At 63.9% G+C, this 16849-nt stretch carries 15 protein-coding genes; 11 read left to right on the forward strand and 4 right to left on the reverse strand.

The window, feature by feature from the left end:
- Positions 1-42: 42 nt before the first annotated feature.
- The 9 genes from CUJ91_RS08690 to CUJ91_RS08730 all read left to right on the forward strand — a co-directional run bounded on the left by CUJ91_RS08690 (position 43) and on the right by CUJ91_RS08730 (position 9699).
- Positions 43-1086, forward strand: coding sequence for a DNA polymerase III subunit delta' (locus CUJ91_RS08690; RefSeq protein WP_029968397.1), 1044 nt, complete (start codon positions 43-45; stop codon positions 1084-1086).
- Positions 1087-1182: 96 nt separating this feature from the next.
- Complete coding sequence (locus CUJ91_RS08695; protein WP_114156699.1) at positions 1183-1707, forward strand: GNAT family N-acetyltransferase; 525 nt, start codon at positions 1183-1185, stop codon at positions 1705-1707.
- Positions 1708-1740: 33 nt separating this feature from the next.
- Positions 1741-2532 carry a TatD family hydrolase gene (locus tag CUJ91_RS08700; protein ID WP_029968401.1) on the forward strand — a complete coding sequence of 264 codons (792 nt, stop codon included), beginning with the start codon at positions 1741-1743 and terminating at the stop codon, positions 2530-2532.
- Between the two features lie 47 nt (positions 2533-2579).
- Positions 2580-3317: an ankyrin repeat domain-containing protein gene (locus CUJ91_RS08705; protein ID WP_029968403.1), complete on the forward strand. Its 738-nt coding sequence runs from the start codon at positions 2580-2582 to the stop codon at positions 3315-3317.
- Between the two features lie 176 nt (positions 3318-3493).
- A complete protein-coding gene (locus tag CUJ91_RS08710) occupies positions 3494-3850 on the forward strand; it encodes a Rap1a/Tai family immunity protein (RefSeq protein WP_006048979.1) in 357 nt (118 codons plus the stop codon).
- A 323-nt stretch (positions 3851-4173) separates the two neighbouring features.
- Positions 4174-5412 (forward strand): mechanosensitive ion channel family protein, encoded by a 1239-nt coding sequence (locus tag CUJ91_RS08715; protein ID WP_114156114.1) that lies wholly within the window; start codon positions 4174-4176, stop codon positions 5410-5412.
- Positions 5413-5702: 290 nt separating this feature from the next.
- Complete coding sequence (otsA, locus tag CUJ91_RS08720) at positions 5703-7112, forward strand: alpha,alpha-trehalose-phosphate synthase (UDP-forming) (RefSeq protein ID WP_006048981.1); 1410 nt, start codon at positions 5703-5705, stop codon at positions 7110-7112.
- Positions 7113-7212: 100 nt separating this feature from the next.
- Positions 7213-8379, forward strand: coding sequence for an AAA family ATPase (locus CUJ91_RS08725; RefSeq protein WP_114156115.1), 1167 nt, complete (start codon positions 7213-7215; stop codon positions 8377-8379).
- A 252-nt stretch (positions 8380-8631) separates the two neighbouring features.
- Complete coding sequence (locus CUJ91_RS08730; RefSeq protein WP_006048984.1) at positions 8632-9699, forward strand: glycosyltransferase family 4 protein; 1068 nt, start codon at positions 8632-8634, stop codon at positions 9697-9699.
- A 377-nt stretch (positions 9700-10076) separates the two neighbouring features.
- On the opposite strand, the gene CUJ91_RS08735 is transcribed toward CUJ91_RS08730, so the two are convergent.
- The 3 genes from CUJ91_RS08735 to CUJ91_RS08745 all read right to left on the reverse strand — a co-directional run bounded on the left by CUJ91_RS08735 (position 10077) and on the right by CUJ91_RS08745 (position 12094).
- The gene (locus tag CUJ91_RS08735) at positions 10077-10664 is read right to left on the reverse strand and encodes a BPSL1445 family SYLF domain-containing lipoprotein (protein WP_006048985.1); all 588 of its coding nucleotides are present in this window, start codon (positions 10662-10664) and stop codon (positions 10077-10079) included.
- Between the two features lie 369 nt (positions 10665-11033).
- Positions 11034-11486, reverse strand: a complete 453-nt coding sequence (locus CUJ91_RS08740; RefSeq protein WP_114156116.1) for a hypothetical protein — start codon at positions 11484-11486, stop codon at positions 11034-11036.
- A 314-nt stretch (positions 11487-11800) separates the two neighbouring features.
- The gene (locus CUJ91_RS08745; RefSeq protein WP_006048987.1) at positions 11801-12094 is read right to left on the reverse strand and encodes a PsiF family protein; all 294 of its coding nucleotides are present in this window, start codon (positions 12092-12094) and stop codon (positions 11801-11803) included.
- Positions 12095-12560: 466 nt separating this feature from the next.
- Here CUJ91_RS08745 and CUJ91_RS08750 point away from each other — a divergent pair, with 466 nt between their 5' ends.
- Both CUJ91_RS08750 and CUJ91_RS08755 read left to right on the forward strand, forming a co-directional pair.
- Entirely contained in the window at positions 12561-12857 is a 297-nt protein-coding gene (locus tag CUJ91_RS08750) for a YciI-like protein (RefSeq protein ID WP_029968407.1), read from the forward strand.
- Between the two features lie 599 nt (positions 12858-13456).
- The gene (locus tag CUJ91_RS08755) at positions 13457-14893 is read left to right on the forward strand and encodes a transposase (protein ID WP_114156117.1); all 1437 of its coding nucleotides are present in this window, start codon (positions 13457-13459) and stop codon (positions 14891-14893) included.
- A 115-nt stretch (positions 14894-15008) separates the two neighbouring features.
- Here the strand turns inward: CUJ91_RS08755 and CUJ91_RS08760 are convergent, their stop codons facing one another.
- Positions 15009-16574 carry a mannose-1-phosphate guanylyltransferase/mannose-6-phosphate isomerase gene (locus CUJ91_RS08760; RefSeq protein ID WP_114156118.1) on the reverse strand — a complete coding sequence of 522 codons (1566 nt, stop codon included), beginning with the start codon at positions 16572-16574 and terminating at the stop codon, positions 15009-15011.
- Positions 16575-16849 lie beyond the last annotated feature (275 nt).

The raw sequence follows: 16849 nt of genomic DNA on the forward strand, positions 1-16849 counted from the left end.
ATCAAATAACGTCCCCAACCGATTGATTCGAAAAGACAAACGATGATTTATCCGTGGCAAGCCGATGACTGGAACCGCCTGCAGCAGTTGCGCGGCCACTGGCCGCATGCGTTGTTGCTGCATGGCCAGGCGGGCATCGGCAAGCTGCGCTTCGCGCAGCACCTCGCGCAGGGCCTGTTGTGCGAAGACCAGCGCGAGAACGGCGAGCCGTGCGGCGCGTGCGTCGCGTGCAACTGGTTCGTGCAAGGCAACCATCCCGATTACCGGATCGTGGTGCCCGAGGCGCTGGCCGCCGAGGCCGGCCTCGGCTACGGCGCCGACGACAAAGCGGATAAAGCCGACAAGGCCGACGCCGACGAGGGCAAGAAAACGCGTGCACCCAGCAAGGAGATCAAGATCGAGCAGATTCGCGGCTTGCTCGACTTCGTCGGCGTGGGCTCGCATCGCGGCGGCGCGCGCGTGGTCGTGCTGTATCCCGCCGAAGGGCTGAACATCGCCGCGGCCAATGCGCTGCTGAAGACGCTCGAGGAGCCGCCAGCGGGCGTCGTGTTCCTGATGGTGTCGGCACGCATCGACCGGTTGCTGCCCACCATCATCAGCCGTTGCCGCCAATGGCCGATGAGCATGCCGTCACCCGAAGCCGCCACCCAATGGCTCGCGGCGCAAGGCGTGGCCGAAGCGCCGGCGCTGCTCGCCGAGGCGGGCGGCGCACCGCTCACCGCGCTCGCCCTCGCCAGCGACGAAAACCGCACGCTGCGCGACTGGACGCTCAAGCAACTGGCTGCGGGCCCCGAGTGCGACGCCTTTGCGTGCGGCGAGGCGCTGCAGAAGCTGCCGGTGCCGCTCGTGCTCGGCTGGCTGCAGCGCTGGATGTACGATCTGCTCGCCCAGCGCGCGGCCGGCGCGCCGCGCTACTTTCCGCAGGCGTCGGCGGCGTTGACGCGTTGCGCGTCGCAGGCTGACGCGAGCGCGTTCGCGCGCTTCATGCGGACCGTGACGCGGCAGCGCGCGGTCGAAAATCATCCGTTGAACGCGCGGCTTGTGTTCGAGGAGCTGTTTCTGGGCTACCGCGAGCTTTTTGCATGACGCTCACGAAGCGCCATGCCGTCCATGCCGCAAGCGTCGTCTGAAGAACCGTTTCTGATTTTTTTACCCAGCCTCTCATTCCAATCCGAAAGCACCATGAGCCTGTCTTACCGCGATGCCACGCTCGACGATCTGCCCGCGATCGTCGCCATTTACAACTCGACGGTCGCGTCGCGCCAGGTGACGGCCGATCTGGAGCCGGTCAGCGTCGAGAGCCGGTTGGCATGGTTTCATGCGCACGGGCCGCAGAAACGTCCGCTGTGGGTCGTCGACGACGCCGAAGCGCCCGGCCGCCTGCTCGGCTGGCTCAGCTTTTCGGACTTTTACGGCCGTCCGGCCTATCAGCGCACCGCGGAAGTCAGCATCTATCTGGACGAGCGCGCGCGCGGCAAGGGCCTCGGCAAGCAGTTGCTGGCGGCCTCGCTCGCGGCGGCGCCGGCGCTCGGCATCGACACCGTGCTCGGTTTCATCTTCGGCCACAATGACGCGAGCCTGCGCCTCTTTCGGGGTTTCGGCTTCGACACGTGGGGGTCGCTGCCGCGCGTGGCCGTGCTGGACGGCGTCGAGCGCGATCTGGTGATTCTCGGCAAGCGGCTCGACGCGCAGGGCGCGGCAAGCTGATCCGCCTCAGGCATTCCTTTGCAGGACATCGTCATGTTTGTCGATTCACACTGTCACATCAATTTCGAAGGACTCGCCGACCGTCTGCCGCAGGTGCTCGAGAACATGCGCAGCCACGCGGTCACGCATGCGCTGTGCGTGTCGGTCGATCTGGAAACGCTGCCGTCGGTTCTTGAAATCGCCAGCCGGCACGACAACGTTTATGCGTCGGTGGGCGTGCATCCCGATCACGAGGACATGCGCGAGCCGAGCGTCGCCGAACTGGTCGAGCTGGCCGAACATCCGAAAGTGGTCGCGATCGGCGAAACGGGGCTCGACTATTACCGCCTGGAAGGCCGCTCGATCGCCGATATGGAATGGCAGCGCGAGCGCTTTCGCACGCACATCCGCGCCGCGCATGCGACCGGCAAGCCGCTCATCATCCATACGCGTTCTTCGTCGGAAGACACGCTGCGCATCATGGCCGAGGAGCGCGCGAGCGAGCCGGGCGGCGTCATGCACTGCTTCACGGAGCCGTGGAGCGTCGCCGAGCAGGCGCTTGCGCAAAACTTTTACATCTCGCTGTCGGGCATCGTCACGTTCAAGAGCGCGACGGACGTGCAGGACGTCGCGCGTCGCGTGCCTCTGGAGCGGCTGCTGATCGAGACCGATTCGCCGTATCTGGCGCCCGTGCCGTATCGCGGCAAGCCCAATGAACCTGCGTACGTGAGTTATGTCGGACGTTTCATCGCGCAGCAGCGCGAGATGACGGACGAGGCGCTCGCCGCCGCGACGACGCAAAACTTCTTCCGCCTTTTCAAGATTCCCGCGCCGGCTGGCGCGTAGAGAATGTAAATAAATCAATAGGATAGGGCTTAGCCCTAAAGTAAAATATGACATATTTCACATTAACCCACACACCGCATACCGCTGACACGACGGCCACGGCAGTCTCGTCCGTCCGCCGCGGTTTGTCGCGCGCCGCCTTGGCCGCCACATTCGCCTGTGCCGCGCTGAGCTCGCTGATCGCCGCGCCGGCTGTAGCCGCGCCGATCGACTCGCTGATCAAATCGGTGAAATTCGACGACGTCGACGGCGTCAAGAAATTGCTCGCGAAGGGCATGGACCCGAACAGCGTCGACAACCAGGGCATGCCGCTGCTGGTCCTCGCCGCGCGCGAGAAGTCGGACAAGGTCGGCGCCGCGCTGCTCGCGAATCCGAAGACCAACGTTGAAATCGAGGACAAGGCGGGCGAGAACGCGATGATGATGGCCGCGCTCAACGGCGACCTGGAATTCGTCAAGCAACTGATCGCGAAAGACGCCGAAGTCAACAAGAAGGGCTGGGCGCCGCTGCACTACGCCGCCGCGAACGGCCACGACGACATCGTGAAACTGCTGCTCGACCATTCGGCTTACGTCGACGCCGGCTCCCCGAACGGCACCACGCCGCTGATGATGGCCGCGCGCGGCGGCCATGTGTCGACGGTGAAGCTGCTGCTCGACAACGGCGCGGACCTGACCGTGAAGAACCAGATCGGCCTGACCGCGCTCGATTTCGCGAAGACCTACAAGGAGCCGGACGTGGTCGAGGGCCTCACCGCCCGCCTGCAACAGATGCAGCAGAAGTAAGGCGCGCGGCGAAGCGGCTTGTGCGCGTTTTGCCGCTTATATGCCTGAAGATAGCGGCGGCTGCCTGCTGCGGCCCCGTAAAACAGTGCAGAATGACGACTTTGGCGCGCCTCTCGTGTGCGCGCCCTCGGGATGCGGCAACAGACCGCCTGATAAACGACCTGGAAAGGAACACCATGCTGCGGGCTTTGATTTTCGCCAGCGCGTTTGCCGTACCGTTGTCGGCGGCCGCGTTTACGGGAGGCGACCTCAACAAGCTGTGCACGAAGACCGACGTGGCGTCGCGCAGTGCATGCGCCGCGTACATTGAAGGCGCCGCCGACGGCATTTTCAACACGATCGACGCAATCGGCGGCACGACCGGGCCGCGCGTCGGCCAGTACTTCTGCCTGCCGCAAGACGCGCGTTCGGCGCAGTTGACGGATGCGGTGCGCAAATACATCGCGGAAAATCCGATTGTGGCGGGCTATAACGCGAGCACGGCGATTTCGCTGGGGCTCGGCAAGGCGTTTCCTTGCAAAAGCGGAAGCTGATTTGAGTTGAGTTGATTCGAGCCGGCGCGGTTTGCGGCCTCGTGTCGCGAGGCGTGCGGGTCGCCAGCTTTGTTGTTTTGTCATGGGTTTTTGTCACGGGTTTTTTGTCACTGAGTTTGCTCACCGCGTGTGCCGTATGCCGTGCACGCGTTCAACATGAGCCGGGGCGCCGCTTTGCGCGGTCGCAGCCGGCTTTGATAGCGGGGCGCATCGTTTGATCCGCGCTTTCGCGGGCGTGCCGGCCGGGCGCCTCATCTCTACGCCGTCGCCGCGTCACACGCGGCCGGCCTGTCCCCATCCAAGCGAGGAGGAAACTGTCCTATATGGCTTTTTTCGATCGACTCGACCAGTTGGACCACATCGCCGAAGCGCCGCTGCATACCTGGCCCGGCGCGTTGCTGGTCTCGGTCATCGCCGTGCTGATCGCGATCGGCGCGCACCGCGTGGGCGCGCGCATCGTCACGCGGATCGCGCGGCCTTATCCGCTCACGAGTGTCGTGCTGCGCTATATCGACAAGCCGTCGCTGTTCGTTCTGCTGATTCTCTCGCTCGAAGCCGTCTGGTGGGAGGCGCCGGACACGCTCACTTTTATCGGCCCGTTGCGCGACGCCGCGGCCATTGCGCTGATCGGCGCATTGACGTGGCTGTCGGTGCGCTCGGCGGCGGCCATCGGCGAGGCGATCATTCAGGCCCATCCGCTCGATACCGCCGACAATCTCCACGCGCGCCGCATCCATACGCAGGCGAGGGTGCTGGCGCGCTCGGTGATGCTGGTGATCGTGATCGTCGGCGTCGGCGGCGCGTTGATGACGTTTCCGAACGTGCGGCAGATCGGCGCGAGCCTGCTGGCGTCGGCGGGCGTCGCCGGTCTGGTCGCCGGTATTGCCGCGCGGCCGGTGCTCGGCAATCTGATCGCGGGCTTGCAGATCGCGCTGTCGCAGCCAATCCGCCTCGACGACGTCGTCGTCATTCAGGGCGAGTGGGGGCGCATCGAGGAGATTACCGGGACGTATGTGTCGGTGCGTCTGTGGGACCAGCGGCGGCTGATCGTGCCGCTGCAATGGTTCATCGAGAATCCGTTTTCGAACTGGACGCGCAGCAGTTCGCAGATCATCGGCACGGTGTTTCTGTACGTCGATTACCGGATGCCGCTCGCGCCGTTGCGCGAGGAACTCGCGCGCATCGTCGAAGCGGCGCCCGAGTGGGACCGTCGCGTGCAGGTGCTGCAAGTCACCGAAGGCACCGAGCGCTCGATGCAGTTGCGCGCGCTCGTCAGTTCGCTCGATTCGGGTCTGAACTGGGACCTGCGCTGCCGCGTGCGCGAGGGGCTGCTCGACTTCATCCAGAAGCACTATCCGCAGTATTTGCCGCGGGCGCGCGCGGAGGTGTCGGCGGAACTCGAAAACGGCAAGGGCGAACCGCTCGACTGGGTGCCGCGCGGCACGCGCACGCCGGCCGGCAGCACGGCGGCGCATACTGAGGCGGACCCGGTGGCAAGCCGGCCTGGGCCTGGGCCGTCGTCGGCGGCTGGGTCGCCGCACAAAGTGAAGGAAACGGCCTAGCGCGAAGTCAGAATCCGCGCGACGCTGCGCGGAACGTTGGCAGGCAGTGCTGCGACGATCGGAAGCGCGCAACCGAATTCGCTGAAATGTGCGCGCCGTGCGCTATCTGCCCTGGCCAACCGGCTAAACGATGCAACCGATCGTTCGCCAAAGGGTCGAACCGTCCACTCATTGAATAAACCTGGCGCGGCATGGCGTGCACCATGCAAAACGATGTCGACGCGTCCGCTGCGTGGCGGGCGCGGGCTGCACCCTGGCAGATGCCGCGCGAAACAAGGAGGACTTGCAACATGGGCCGACTGATCGTCGTGTCGAATCGCGTCGCTACGCCGACGGAAACCAAAGGATCGGCGGGCGGCCTCGCCGTCGGCGTGTTCGGCGCGCTGAAAGACGCGGGAGGCGTGTGGTTCGGCTGGAGCGGCGACGTGGTCAGCGAGACCGTCGCCAACGCGGGACCCACGCTCGAACAGGACGGCGCGGTGACCTTCGCGACCGTGGGCCTCACGCGCAAGGATTACGACCAGTACTACCGCGGTTTTTCGAACGCGACGCTCTGGCCGGTGTTCCACTATCGCAACGACCTCGCGCGCTACGAGCGGGAGGAATATGCCGGTTATCGGCGCGTCAACGCGTGGCTCGCGCACAAGCTCATCAAGCTGCTCGAACCCGACGACGTCATCTGGATTCACGACTACCATCTGATCCCGTTCGCCGAGGCGCTGCGCAGCGAGGGCATCACGAATCGCATCGGTTTTTTCCTGCACATTCCGTTTCCGTCGCCGCAAATCCTGCTGAATATTCCGCCGCACGAGGAACTGGTGAAGTCGCTGTCGTGCTACGACCTGCTTGGTTTCCAGACCGCGACCGACGAAGAGGCTTTTCACGACTACGTGACGCGCCACGCGCGTGGCACGGTGTCGAACGGCATGGTGGAGGCGTTCGGCCGGAAGCTGCGCACGGGCGTTTACCGCATCGGCGTGTTTCCCGACGAGATCGCCGAACAGGCCAAGCGCTACGAAAGCCGTCAGCACGTGCTCGACCTGAAGCAGAGCCTGGAAGGCCGCAAGCTGATCATGAGCGTGGACCGGCTCGATTATTCGAAGGGGCTCGTCGAACGTTTTCGCGCGTTCGAGCATCTGCTGGAACGCTCGCCCGAATGGCGCGGCAATGTCACGCTCGTGCAGATCGCGCCGCCCACGCGGTCGGATGTCGCGACCTATCAGAAGATCCGCCAGGACCTGGAGTACGAAGCGGGGCGTATCAACGGCCGCTATTCGGGCCTCGACTACACGCCGATCCGTTATCTGAATCAGCAATACGACCGCTGGAAACTGATGTCGCTGTTTCGCGAGTCGCAGATCGGTTTCGTCACGCCGTTGCATGACGGCATGAACCTGGTCGCGAAGGAATATGTCGCCGCGCAGAATCCGGACGATCCGGGCGTGCTCGTGCTGTCGATTTTCGCGGGCGCGGCGGCTGAGTTGACAGGCGCGCTGCTCGTCAATCCGCATGACGCGATCGGCATGTGCGAGGCGTTGCAGCGGGCGCTGCAAATGCCGCTCGACGCACGGCAGCGGCGTCACGAGATCAACATGGCGGCGCTGCGCAAGAACGATCTGGGCGTGTGGCGCGACAGCTTCCTGCGCGACCTGCGCAGCGTGCCGATACAAAGACCGGCCGCGGGCGGAGGGCACAGGTAATGAGCTTGCGGCAATACGCAACCTTCAACCTCGGGCAGCGGAGGTTGTCGGCTAGCAAGGCGCGCGTGCGTCCACAAGCTTCGTATCTTCGGATGGCCGCGTGCTGAGTGCGCTCGCCATCGCGGGCTATCGGTCTTTGCGCGAACTGATCGTGCCGCTCGGCCGGCTGAACGTCATTACCGGCGCGAACGGCAGCGGCAAATCGAGCGTCTACCGTTCGCTGCGTCTGCTTGCGGAAACGGCGCGCGGCGGCGTGATTACGTCGCTTGCGCGGGAAGGCGGCCTGCCGTCCACCTTATGGGCCGGTCCCGAACGCTTTTCGCGCGGCGTGCTGAGCGGCGAATTCGAGGTTGAACCCACGGCACGCAAGACGCCGGTGAGTCTCAGGCTCGGTTTCGCGGGCGAGCAGTTTAGTTATGCGATCGATCTCGGGCTGCCGCTGCTCAATAAGAGCACCCGTTTTATGCTCGATCCCGTCGTCAAGCGCGAATGCATCTGGAGCGGGCCGGTGCTGCGGCCGTCCGCATTGCTCGTCGACAGGCAGGGTCCGGCGTTACGCACGCGCGATGAAAGCGGCGAGTGGCAAACGGTGCCGCAGCCGGTCGCGAGTTTCGACAGCATGATGACGGAGTTCGCCGACCCGCGCTCCGCGCCTGAGATGATCGCGGTGCGCGAACAGATCCGCTCGTGGCGCTTCTACGATCACTTCCGGACCGACGTCGACGCCCCCGCCCGCATGCCGCAAGTCGGCACGCATACGCCGGTGCTCTCCGACGACGGCGCGGACCTCGCCGCCGCGTTGCAGACCATCCGCGAAATCGGCGATTCGAGCGCGCTCGACGCTGCCATCGACGACGCGTTTCCCGGCTCGCGGCTCGAGATTGCCTCGCAGGACGGCCGCTTCGAAGTGCTGATGCAGCAGCACGGCCTGCTGCGTCCGCTGAAGGGCGCGGAATTGTCGGACGGCACCTTGCGCTATCTGCTGCTGGTCGCCGCGCTGTTGACTCCGCGCCCGCCCGCGCTGCTGGTGCTGAACGAGCCTGAAACCAGTTTGCACCCCGATCTGCTGCCGGCGCTCGCGCGGCTGATCGCGCGGGCCGCCGCGCACTCGCAGGTGCTCGTCGTATCGCATGCGGCGCGGCTGATCGCGGCGCTCGAACGCGAGGACGCCAGCGAATCGCTGGTGCTGGAAAAGCATTTCGGCGCCACGCGTCTCGCGGACGCCGACGAACGCGACATGCCGGCCTGGAAGTGGCCGTCGCGCTGAATCGCGCGGTGCGATGCGGCGTTTATTTCGGTGCCAGGCCGCTTGTAAGCTGAATGTAACAGCGCCCAGGAAATGCAATAACGGGCGCTTTTTAGTCCCTGCCAGGGAATAATGCTCCGATGCCTATGGTGCGCGCGTGCTGCCGCGGTGCACTGATCGAAGACCGGCGCTCAAAAGGGCGCCACTGACGGCGCCGCAAAACGCGGCCTCGGAACAAGCCGGGCCACGAGCTGTCAGTTCACGGAGACAACTATGAAGATTGCGCAGATCGCCCCCTTGACCGAATCGGTGCCGCCGAAGCTATACGGCGGCACGGAGCGCGTCGTGTCGTACATCACCGAGGCGCTCGTCGAGCTCGGCCACGATGTGACGCTGTTCGCAAGCGGCGATTCCGTTACGAGTGCGAAACTGGAGCCGGTGTGGCCGCGCGCGCTGCGCCTCGACCCAGGCATTCGCGATCGCGTCGCGCCGCATATGTTGCTGATGGAACTGGTGCGCCGCCAGGCCGAGCAGTTCGACGTCCTGCATTTTCACCTCGACTATTACTCGTTCTCGGTGTTTCAGCGCCAGGACACGCCGTTCGTCACGACGATGCACGGCCGTCTCGACCTACCCGAACAGCAGCCGGTGTTCGACACGTTCAGCTCGGCGCCGGTAATTTCGATTTCGAATGCGCAGCGCCATCCGCTGCCGCAGGCGCGTTGGCTCACCACCGTCTATCACGGCTTGCCCGAGCATCTCTACACGCCGCAGCCGGTCGAGCAAAAGTACCTGGCGTTTCTCGGCCGTATTTCGCCGGAAAAACGCGTCGATACGGCCATCCGCATTGCCGGTCGCTGCGGCATGCCGATTCGCATCGCCGCCAAGGTCGACGCCGCCGATCGGGAATATTTCGAGCGCGATATCCGGCCGCTGCTGGACCTGCCGTACGTCGAGTTCATCGGCGAAATCGCGGACAATCAGAAGGCGGAGTTCCTGTCGGGCGCGCATGCGCTGCTGTTTCCGATCGACTGGCCGGAGCCGTTCGGCCTCGTGATGATCGAGGCGATGGCGTGCGGCACACCGGTCGTCGCGTTCAACCGCGGCTCGGTGCCGGAAGTGCTCGAAGACGGGCTGACGGGCTTTATCGTCGAAGACGAGATCGGCGCGGTCGCGGCGGTCAACCGTCTGCACAAGATGTCGCGTGCGGGCGTGCGGCAGCGCTTCGAAGAGCGCTTCACGTCGCACCGGATGGCGCAGCAATACGTGGATGCGTATCAGTCGGTGATTCGCGCGCAGAAGCGTTCGCGCTTCAAGGTGGTGGATAGCTCGGGGCGTTGATCGCGGCCAGTGGGCGCGCGATGCTGCTGTCTGGTTTGCTCGCGCGATCAGACAAAGCGGGATTGAGCGAAAACAGGAGAGAGAAACGAAGCCGGCGCTCGTGGCGAGCGCCGGCTTTTTACTGCGAGAGGCTGTGCCGCGTGTGCGGTGAGCCGATGCCGGCATAGCGCACTAGGCGCGCTCGCGGCAACTCAACTGTCGCGATGGCTGCATTACTACGGTTGCGTTCCACAACCCTAGGCCCAGCGGGACACATTGCGTGTCCCGCCGCAAAGACGCTATACCGCCGCAACCAACGCAGCGGCGGCTCGTCGAGCCATTGTCACGCTCACAGAGTCGGCCCGCGGACACAAACCGCCGGGGCCAACCCTTCGGCGTCAAATCTTCAGGCGCGAAACCTTGGTGCCTTGCAACGACAGGTCGCCCATCAACCCGGCGTTGGTCAGCACGAAGACCTCGACCGGCGCGGTTGCCGTGTTCGAATCGATCGCGCCGTTCGCACCCATTTTCACGAGCGCAACGGAGGCGTCGCCGCCGACCGACCAGCCGTCCGCATTGCGGAATTTGTCGAGCGCATCCTGCGTCATGAACAGGAAGATGATGGCCTTCGATTGCGCGCCCGCCTGGAGCCCGAACGAGCCGGAAACCGTGCTGTAGTAGCCGACTGAGGTGCCGGCGACGCGCAGCGCGCCTTCGCCGTATTGCCCGCCGACGATGAAGCCCGCCTGCAGCACCGACGGGAACACCAGCACGCCGCGCGCCTTGGCGACGAGTTCGCGCGAACCCTTCACGGTCGTGTACAGCCGCGACATGGTGCCGTCGACGTCGGCGTCGATCGAGCGGCGTTTGGACGAATCGGTGGCGGCGGTGTCGTGGCCGCCGGTGTTGGTTGTGCAACCGGCGAGAGCAAGGCCTCCGAAAGCGAGCGCAGCGGTAGTCTTCAACATGAAGTGTCGTCTTTGCATCGTTTTTCTCCGTATGGTTCCGGGGCGCGACCGCGAACAAATCGCGCGGTCGCCTCTGAGTTATATCACACGGCACGCCAAAACGCGCCCTCGGTCGCAAGCCTCAAAGCCTTATGCGGCGGGGCTTTGAGGCAAATCGAAAAGAGTCTTCTGTAAATTTGACCGGCTGCCGGGCGACGCTCGCCGACCGCATCAACGCGCAGAAAACGGGCCGCCGTGCCGCGGATCGCGCTCGGTCGAGCCGCCGGGCACGCGAGCCAAAATCGCCGCATTCGCCCATTTTTACCGACTCCAGCGCTTCGCATTTTCTGTCGCGATCGGCGCGAAACTGTTGTCTCGACGCCGCAAATCTGAAGTCAGATGCGCGCGCTATCCGCCGTGATTGGCCGGACTCTTGACCGCCGGTGGCCGCCTGAGCGCGCGGCGCACCGCGCCGATCAACACGCCGATAACAAACAGCGTGAGCGCCGGCACGATCCAGTAGCCGACGAACGCATGCCAGAGATAAGCCATCAGGGTGGAGCGGCGCACGCTGTATTCATTGCGGGCGTCCTGCTGACGCGGCGCGTTGGCCGCGAGCACGTCGGCGGGACAACCGGCGGCTTGCGCCTCGTCCGGCTTGCCGTGGCAGCGCGCGGGGGCGCCGGCCGCACGTTGCGCGTCGGTGAAATTCCAGGTGGTCAGCGCGCGGTCCAGGTCGACGGCGTTGTACGCCATCTCCTCGCGAATCTCGCTGACAGCAACGATCGCCACGGGCACCGCCCAGAACACGATGACGACCAGCCACCGCCTCAACCAGCGGTTTTTATGCTTCGATACCATCCTTGCCTCCAATCGATGCTTTGCGGCATCAACGACAAGATGGCGGCCCGTATGAATGTTGTGTGGGGTGGGCCGTCTCCGCAGCCATCATAGAAGAAAAACGGCGCGTTCGGGCGAGAGGACTGTGAAGGGCGGGCGAAGCGCGGAGCGGAAAAGCGTAGGGGGTGTGGTGCGAAAGATCGGATGCGAGAGTGGGATGCTGGAGTCCGATGCGAGAGTCCGATGCGAACCGCATGCGCCGCGCGAAGCGCGCGGCGCATGGTCGAGCGTGCTGGAAACCCGCCTGGTCGAATCTGGTTGGGTTTAAGCCAAGTTCAGTTAGCCGGCGCCGACGACAGGCAGCTCTTCATGAACGCCTTGCGATCGTCGCCTTTCTTGCCGGTGGCTTGCGTGTTGCATACCTTCATCTTGTCCTGCTGGCTCATCGGCGCGGCGGCCGGTTTCGCCGACAGGCACGTCTTCATGAACGCCTTGCGCTCGTCGCCTTTTTTGTCGCCGGCCTGCTTGTTACAGTCGGCCATCTTCGTCTGCTGGCTGTTCTGCGCGAATGCCGGCGAAACCAGGACGGCGCCGAGTACCAGGGAAGCGATTGCGGATTGGATTTTCATGTGACACTCCATCGGTGTGGAAACGTTTTTGGTCTTCATGCACGTGGGCGTCGACGGGATCCGGCATCCGGCCCTCGGCAAGTCCATTATGGCAAATGCTGTCTGCATCAACGGTCAAAACCGCGTTTGCGTTGACAGCCGCGCCCGCTGGTTTTCCCTGACCAGGCGGAGTGAGTGCGTATTTCAGGCCGATTGGCGTTGAATTGCAGCGAATCCGGACACGCGATTATGTTATGCATTGCAGATTAAACGATGATGCAATCGGACTGCAATTCGCTACCGTATCGCCCACTGCGAGCGGTTGAAAAATTCGCGCTGCATTGTTTTGCTGCATTGTCCATTTGCTGCGCTAGCACATGAATGGCAATTGGTAAGGAAATTCGCAGGGAAATCCTTAACGGCTATTGACAGGTTGCCGTGTCCGTTCACCACCGGCGCAGTAGTGTTTTTTAAGGAGGAATTCGTCATGCACTATCTATTGATCTATGACCTCGTGCCCGACTATCTGGAACGGCGTGGTGAGTACCGCGATGCGCATCTGAAACTCGCATGGGAAGCGGCGGGGCGCGGCGAACTGATGCTGGGCGGTGCGCTGACCGAACCGGTCGACACGGCCATGCTGCTTTTTAACAGCGACACGCCTCGCGTCGCCGAAGCCTTCGCCCAGGCAGATCCGTACGTGCGAGCGGGGCTTGTTACACGCTGGCGCGTACGCGAATGGAAAACCGTGGCGGGCGAGGGCGCGGCGAATCCCGTGCGCTAGCCGTTCCACACACCACGCGGGCGACGCCCCAAGCGAGCGGCTCGCCTGCGTTGCCACATCGATGTCATCAAGCGTTGGCACCGTTGACTCGATGCGCGTGCAACGAACCTGCCACACCGGCAGACAGACAAAGAATGCCTGAATTATTGCGCCGTGATGCGGTCGAATTCGGGCGGCTTATTCGGCGTGTCTGCCGCATTTTTTAGCAGGCCTTTAGCGCGCATTGGCTGTGCTTTTTCGCCGGCTGTCGAGTGGACAATAGCAATTCCGTCGCTATCGCATGAAGCATTTCCGTTACGGCATGACGTGAATTAAGCGAGTGAAAAGCATAAGTTTGTTTCTATCCGTAACACTTGTCTCGCCGATATTCACGCAAACCCTGGTGATGGTATGCTTCGTGCACAATTCTCCCATGCACGAGTGAGACCACGTTTTGTGCTTCGCAATAGGGATAAACCGCACTAACACAGGGCGGGGTTGACCAGCCAACAGAACGTACAAGACATATTTGTGCAACCGAGGGTGACACACGGATCGTGAAGGCTGAATCTGTGGTCCACCCAAAGCCGCGGCCCGGCCAGGCTGCGTGGAGAAAATCCATGTTTTTCGATGAGCTAAGCAATGACGAATGGGCGCTGCTATCTGCGCTTGTCTCCGATGAGCCGGCCGTCCGTCTGAACCGACGTGGGCGGCCTCGCGCCGACCCACGTGTCGTGGCCAATGCGGTTTTGTGGATCCTCACTACCGGAGAGCCCTGGTCGAAGCTGCCAGGCCGTTATCCGTCGGGGCCCACTTGCCGGCGCCGTTTCGAGGAATGGCAACTGAACGGCACGCTGCTCGAGATGGTTCGGCTTCTGTCCAGAACGGGGCGCACGTTCGCCTACGTGCCTCAACCGGCGCCGCCCGTCGCCGCCAAACCCGCAGCGCCTGTCGCGGATACAACCAGCATGCGTGACGAGAGTCCGCGCGGCGTGTCGTGGAAAAGCCCCGAGTCGTGGCAGGCGCCCGGCACGAACGGCCACGCGGCCAACGCGCTGCACGAGGCTCAGGCGTCGCACGCGCGGCCCTGGCGTTCGGCCGATCCGATCGCGGATATCACGCGTCAACTGGCGGGTTTCGACCACGCCGCGCCCGTCGTCGCGCAGGATCGGCAAGATGCCTACGCTGCACAAGCCGCACATGCCATCGCGCGTGCGCCGGCTTTGCCGACTCCATCGGTCGCTTATGCGCCGCGCCCGGCGCTGCGTGCCGACTTGCGCGCGATGAACGAAGCCGGCGCGGTCGGTGCAGCCATGCAGGGTCTGGACGCGGCCATCGCATCGGCGCGCGGAATCTCGGGAGCGGCGCTGCAACGCAGCCCGCTGTCGACGGCTCTCGCGCCGCGCGGGCGGCAAGTCGCCGAGCGGCACGGCTATCTGATCTACGTCGCCGCCGAGCGGGTGCCGAACGCGATGTATCGCGCATGGGCGGAGATCATGAAGGACGGCAAGCGCGTCGAGCGTTCGGGCCTCGTCGGCCCGCGCTTTACGGACGCCGAGGCGGCCGAGCATTATGCGTTCGAGTGGGCCGCGCAGTGGATCGATCGTGAATGCGCGATGCAGGCCGCGGCCTATGCGGCGCCGCAGGTACGGGCACCGCAAGCGTACGGCGCGCCGATGCACACGCAGATGCACAAGCCCGTGTACACGTCGGACGTGTCTGCCGCTCACTCGCCGTATACCGCGCCGCCGGCTCGTCCGATGGCGGCGGGCATGCGTCATGTGCCCGAGTCCGTCGCCGCGCATCATGGAGCGCCGTTGCATGGTCCGTTGAATGCGTTTCGCGGACCGCTGCGGCGCTACACGAGCGAACCCGCCGCTGCTGCCGTCGGCAGCGCGGTGAATGGCGGGATGACTAGCGCAAACGCATCAGCCAATGCAGCATCAGGCGCAGTCGCAGCACCAGGCGCAGCAACCGCAACGCCCGCCAATCCAGCCGCAGCAGATCGAGCAGAACGTTATCCGTCGTACACAGAACTCATCTCCCACGCGGGATGAGCACGCAGCACCCCGCGGCAGTCTGGAGCAACCGCCGCAGGATCCCGCTTCATTCGCTGTGATTCAACGCTGTTCCCGCAACCGACCTCGCGTGCCTGATGTGTGACCCAGGGCTTTACTGGCGTCCGTACGTGTCGTCGAAGCGCACGATATCGTCTTCGCCGAGATACGAGCCGGATTGCACCTCGATCATTTCGAGCGGCATCTTGCCCGGGTTCTCGAGACGGTGCGTGACGCCGAGCGGGATATAAGCCGATTCGTTTTCGGAGACGATAAAGCGCTCTTCACCTCGCGTGACGAGCGCGGTGCCGCGCACGACGATCCAATGTTCGGCGCGGTGATGATGCATTTGCAGCGAGAGGCGAGCGCCCGGCTTCACGACAATGCGCTTCACCTGGAAACGCTCGCCGGTATCGACGGAATCGTAATTGCCCCACGGGCGATGCACCTTGCGATGATTGGCCGCTTCGATGCCGCCTTCGCTGCGAATGCGGCCCACGATTTTCTTTACGTCCTGCACGCGCGATTTGTCGGCGACGAGAATCGCGTCGGCCGTTTCGACGACGACGAGATCCTGCGTGCCCACGCAGGCAATCAGGCGTCCTTCGGAATGCGCGAAGGTGGAGGAGGCGCCTTCGAACATCACGCGCCCGCGGCCCACGTTCTGCTCCGCGTCTTTCTCGGAGATGTCCCAGATGGCGTCCCACGAGCCCACGTCCGACCAGCCCGCCTGCAACGGCACGACCACGCCCGAGGCCGCGCTTTGGTCCTGGCCGAGTTGCTCCATCACCGCGTAGTCGATCGAATTGGACGGCGACGCGCTGAACGCATCGCGTTGCAGGCGGAAGAAGTCGCCGTCCGCCTTGCCGCCCGCGTAGGCCGCTTCGCAGGCGTCGTGAATGGCCGGCTGAAAGTGGCGGATCGCCTTCAACCACGTCGATGCACGCATGATGAAAATGCCGCTGTTCCACCAGTATTCGCGCGATTCGACATAGCGTTGCGCGAGTTCGAGATGCGGCTTTTCGACGAAGCGATCGAGCTTGTGCGCGGTGACTGAAGCACTCGCATCCACAGCGTCAGCCGCTTGCGTTTCATCAGGATTACCAGGCGTACCGATAGCCGCGCCAATGCGGATGTAGCCGTAGCCCGTTTCCGCGCGCGTCGGCACGATGCCCATTGTGACGATCTGACCCGCCGCCGCATGCTGCACGCCCGCGGCGACTGCGGCGTGAAAGCCTTCGAGATCGGTGACCGCGTGATCCGCGGGCATCACCACCATGATGCCGTCCTCGTCCTGCGCAGCAATGGATAGCGCGGCCACAGTCAGCGCCGGCGCCGTATCGCGGCCTACCGGTTCGAGAATCAGGCGAGTCGGTTTGCCGCTCGTGCGCAATTGCTCGGCGGTCGTGAAGCGTTGTTCCTCGTTGGCCACCACGACGAGTTGCCCGGCGAGCGGATAGCCGGCCTCGAGCGCGTCGAGACGGCGCGTGGTGGACTGCAGCAGCGAGTCTTCGCCGAGCAGGCCGATCAACTGCTTGGGATGCTGTTCGCGCGACATCGGCCACAACCTCGTGCCTGAGCCGCCCGCGAGAATGACGGGATGAACCTTCAGTTTGACGTGCGCGGACGTCGTCTGGGTGGGCCGGGTGTCGGCGGACGTGGCCGTAACCGGAGCGGTCATGATGGACTCCTCGGGACTGGATGGATGCGTCCAGTTTTATCACGAAGACCGAAATGAATAAAAGCCCGTTAATTGGAAACTATATATAAGCCGAATAGAGCTAACGTCTTGATGAACAAAAAATGTCGCGGCTATTTTATAAAAAGAAAAATTATGCGGAAATTAACGGCGGGCTATTTTTTTACCGCGGCGCCTGCACGAGAATTATGACGGCGCAAGCCCGCGCGGGCATCGCCGGAAAGCGACAGAAAGGCCGCCGTTACTCGTCATGAAGG

The sequence above is a fragment of the Paraburkholderia graminis genome, from assembly GCF_003330785.1.
Lineage (GTDB): Bacteria > Pseudomonadota > Gammaproteobacteria > Burkholderiales > Burkholderiaceae > Paraburkholderia > Paraburkholderia graminis.